The sequence below is a fragment of the Sphingorhabdus sp. genome (assembly GCF_044239005.1).
Classification (GTDB): domain Bacteria; phylum Pseudomonadota; class Alphaproteobacteria; order Sphingomonadales; family Sphingomonadaceae; genus Sphingorhabdus_B.
This window is the reverse complement of the sequence record NZ_JBIICH010000181.1, coordinates 1-2,572: the sequence shown is the minus strand read 5'-3', so window position 1 is coordinate 2,572 and position 2,572 is coordinate 1. Positions and strand designations below refer to the sequence as shown.

Sequence of the window (2,572 nt, the reverse complement as noted above, 5' to 3'; positions counted from 1 at the left end):
ATAGCTGCCGAGCGTTGGCCCGAGCGTTGCGTTAAATCCACCGCGATAGGCTTTGCCGATGGCGGTACGGGCGGTTGATACGATTACTGCGTCACGCATGGTAATGGTTCCTTGAATTAAAAATTATACGAAAAACTGGCTGATCCATTCAGCCTGAAGTGCTGGTTTGTCTTCACCCTCAATCTCGACGGTGAACTCAAGCGTCTGCTGCCATTGGCCAGGACGCTTTTCAACGAGTTCAAGAAGTTTGAAATGTCCGCGCACCCGCTTGCCCGAACGGACAGGCGCCAGAAAACGGGTTTTGTTGCCACCATAATTGACGCCCATTTTGACGCCTTCGATCTTGGGACAATCGGACTTCGCGCTGAGTACGGGAAAGAGCGACAGGGTCAAAAATCCATGTGCGATGGTGCCACCGAATGGGGTCATCTTGGCCATTTCTTCATTGATATGGATGAACTGGTGGTCACCGGTTGCATCTGCAAATTTGTTGATCATGTCCTGATCAACCAAAATCCATTCAGAAGTGCCGATTTTTTCGCCGACCTTCGTCGCGAATTCCGCTGGGGTAATAGTGGTCATGGGTGTGTCTCCTGCAAACTATTTGGCCGCACCGTGGCGGTTTCGAACGTTCAATACAAGCCCCGGCGATTTGCCGTTACGGCAAGCTTGCGCCCCAGCAACCCAGCATCCGCGAATCAGGCTTTGGGCGCAGGAGCGGGCGGCGCATAGGGCATCACCATATGGCCATCGGGGGCTGCGGTGAATGTGGTTTGTGTGGGATAAGCAAAGGAAATGCCTTCACGGGCAAACCGGTCGATGATGGCAATGCCGATATCATGCCGCGCCCGAAACATAACCTCCACGTCATCGCTTTCGATATCGAAAACGAGATGGAAATCGAGCGAGCTTGCGGCAAAGTTGTTGAACCCAGCGCGGATAAATTGCGCGCCATTGCTTTCGACGACTTCGCGTAAGATTTCGGGGATCCGCTTCGCAAGGGCGGGCGGGGTTTGGTACACAAGTGTCAGGACGAAGGTGACCCGGCGATAGAGCGTCAGCGTGTTGTTCGTGATTTCCTTCTCAAGCAACTTGCTGTTGGAAATGATCTTCTCTTCACCCGTTAGCGCACGCAACCTTGTGCTTTTCATGCCGATGACTTCGACTCTGGCGACGGTGTTGTCATAAGACACCGTGTCGCCGCGGCGGAATGGCTTATCAAAAATGATCGATATGGCAGCAAACAGGTCAGAGAAAATCCCCTGGGCAGCAAGACCAATGGCAATGCCGCCAACGCCAAGACCGGCGACAAGGCCAGTGACGTTAACACCGAGATTGTCGAGAATGACGATTGCAGCAACGGCGAACAAAGCAAAGCTGACGAGCAGCCGGATTAAGACCATCGCGCTTTGAAGCGTCTCATGTTCGTGCAGCCCTTCGCCGGCGCGCCGCTCAATCATGCCCAATATGACCTCGCGCAGCCATATCGCCACCTGCACAGCGATCGCGATGGTGAATAAAATATCGATGGCATGGGCAAGCGCCGCAGGCGCATTGGCAATCTGGTTCACCAGCTCAATCGACACCATGACCCGGAAAAACTTGCTCGTGCGCGCTAAGGTACGCGCGACGATTGATTTCACATGCGCGCGATGTTCGGTTTCACGCGCAATTTTGGACGCAATGCGTTTCAACCAGCTGAGCGCGATGAAAACGATAATGGCCATGCCAATGGCTACACTCAGTTCAAAGACATTGCCCTGAACCCACGTCACGGTTGCGTCCCAATAACATTGGAACCGTGGAATGACCGCGTCTGGTTGAATGCGCTGAATTACCGGTGCTGATTTTGCTGTCATATTTTATGTGTAAGGCCGAATGCGCCGCTTAACAACCTTTTGGCATGCGCTAATCCTCCAGTAACAGCGCATCGATAATCAGGCGGTATTGGCCGTCGAATATCGCGGTCTCGGTTATGGCGATGTCTGCAACCAGTTGGCTCGGCAATGAAAATTCATGATCTTCCAACAGCTGCGCGACGGCCGAACGCTGTTCTGCGGCGGTTATTGGCAATGCAACGGACAGGCATATTTGGGCGCCGCTAAATGTAAGGCTATGCCAGGGCCGCTCGTGCAGTATCGCGATGCTTGCTTGGGGCATTAACGCTTGAAGCGCACGAACAAGGCTGTGGGACGGTGCTTGGTCCGTCATTGTCGGTGGCTCCCTTGTGCGTCGGGCCTCTCGCCATAGCTGCACATAAACGCCCGCAGTTTTTCCTCCATTTCGGGTCGGATTTCGCGACCCATTCTGATGTCGAGCACGAGTCGCGGATCGCGCGCTGCCAAGCGCCCGAACTTGGTGGGAGGTAGGCCCTGATCACGCAGAAACCGTTCAATCAGGCGTTTGATATGCATAATGTCTCCTCCAAGTTCGACCCGGATTTGCTTGCCCGAATCAGTTAGAACAAATATAGAACAAAAATGATAGGATAAATCCTACAAGTCTAGGATATTTCCAACCGAAGCGGAGGGATGACCATGGAGGAAGAACCAAGAGCTGCTCTGGAACGGCT

The 2,572-nt window shown here is 53.5% G+C and carries 3 protein-coding genes; all 3 read right to left on the bottom strand.

Annotation, left to right across the window (positions count from 1 at the left end; genetic code table 11):
• Nucleotides 1-123: 123 nt before the first annotated feature.
• Nucleotides 124-582: a MaoC family dehydratase gene (locus tag ACILQA_RS10690; protein ID WP_183941912.1), complete on the bottom strand. Its 459-nt coding sequence runs from the start codon at nt 580-582 to the stop codon at nt 124-126.
• 116 nt (nt 583-698) lie between these two features.
• The gene (locus tag ACILQA_RS10685; RefSeq protein WP_395629670.1) at nt 699-1,859 is read right to left on the bottom strand and encodes a mechanosensitive ion channel family protein; all 1,161 of its coding nucleotides are present in this window, start codon (nt 1,857-1,859) and stop codon (nt 699-701) included.
• Nucleotides 1,860-1,908: 49 nt separating this feature from the next.
• On the bottom strand, nt 1,909-2,211 hold the full coding sequence (locus tag ACILQA_RS10680) for a hypothetical protein (RefSeq protein ID WP_395629669.1): 303 nt from the start codon (nt 2,209-2,211) through the stop codon (nt 1,909-1,911).
• Nucleotides 2,212-2,572: the final 361 nt, after the last annotated feature.